The organism is Leucobacter sp. G161 (assembly GCF_001482305.1).
GTDB lineage: Bacteria > Actinomycetota > Actinomycetes > Actinomycetales > Microbacteriaceae > Leucobacter.
This window is the reverse complement of the sequence record NZ_LOHP01000032.1, coordinates 1-755: the sequence shown is the minus strand read 5'-3', so window position 1 is coordinate 755 and position 755 is coordinate 1. Positions and strand designations below refer to the sequence as shown.

Below are 755 nucleotides of genomic sequence, written 5' to 3'. Positions count from 1 at the left end.
GAGGTGCGGCAGACGCGTGAGACACAGAAGCGTCGCGTGATGGTCGTGCAGACGGGTGAAGGGATGGCGGAGCTTCGCGCATACCTCCCCGCAGTCCAAGCGCTCGGGCTGTATGACCACCTCACGCGCATTGGGCGGGCCGTGAAAAGGCGGCTCATCCCCGCGCCTGCTGCCCCTGCCGCCGGCGCCGGCACCGGCGGAGCGGGCGGCACTCACGGAGCCACCGGGGCTGCCGGAGTCGCCGGCGCGGGGGCTCCAGGTGATGTCCCCGATACGCGCGGCCTGGACGAACTCCGCGCTGACGCGCTCTACGACCTCCTCAGCCGCGACCCATACGACGCAGCCGAAACAGCAGCAGTGCAGGGCACCGGGGCTGACCTTCACGGCCGCGTGCAGCTCGTCCTCACCGCCGAAGGCGTCAACGCGCTCCTCGCCACTCACGGCGGCACCATCGTCCGAGACAGCGACACCCCGGCAGGCGGCGTGAAATGCGAACTCCAAGGCTACGGGCCCATCGATATCGAGTCAGTACGACCCCTGATCGCGTCCCGGTATCAGTGGGACCTCGTCACCGTGTGTGCCCACACAGGAAGCGTCATCCGCACAGACACCTACCGCCCCAACAAGCCACAGGAACGCTTCCTCGTCGCCCGCGACGGGCACTGCAGATTCCCAGGCTGTGTCGCCCCGGTGTACCGCTCGGAACTTGACCACACCATCGACGCCGCCCTCGGCGGGCCCACAGCTACCGACAA

Annotated in this window: 1 protein-coding gene; it reads left to right on the top strand. The window is 68.7% G+C overall.

Annotated elements, in window-relative coordinates; translation table 11 throughout:
- On the top strand, window positions 1–755 hold a 755-nt coding region (locus AUL38_RS03040), incomplete at both ends, for a DUF222 domain-containing protein (RefSeq protein ID WP_161937397.1).